We start from the raw sequence: 326 nt of genomic DNA, 5'->3' as shown, positions 1-326 counted from the left end.
GGCGATACCTTGTATTCAAACGCTGAAAAGGGGGCGACGTCCTTTACCTTTAGTAGCGCAGAAGTGGGGGCAACCTACAGCTATACCATTTCGAGCAGCAATGGTGGGACCAACGTCACAGGCAACGGCACGGTGACGTCGGCTAGCCAACAGCTCACCAATCTAGATCTCAGTGCCCTGAATGATGGCACTTTGACACTATCTGTGATTTTAACGGATACCGCAGGCAATGCCGCGACGGCAGTGACTGCCAATAGCCAGTTAGATACTGCAGCGCCCAGCGGGCACAGCGTGGCCTTAAACGACACCAGTTATAACAGTGCAGA

General features: G+C 53.4%; 1 protein-coding gene. It reads left to right on the top strand.

The genetic code is table 11. The features are described from left to right. The coding region (locus N480_RS25695; protein ID WP_196761529.1) for a hypothetical protein at positions 1 to 326 on the top strand (326 nt) is incomplete at both ends.

The sequence above is a fragment of the Pseudoalteromonas luteoviolacea S2607 genome (assembly GCF_001625575.1).
In the GTDB taxonomy this organism is placed as follows: domain Bacteria; phylum Pseudomonadota; class Gammaproteobacteria; order Enterobacterales; family Alteromonadaceae; genus Pseudoalteromonas; species Pseudoalteromonas luteoviolacea_E.
The sequence above is the reverse complement of the archived record's forward strand: the minus strand, read 5'-3'. Positions and strand labels throughout refer to the sequence as shown.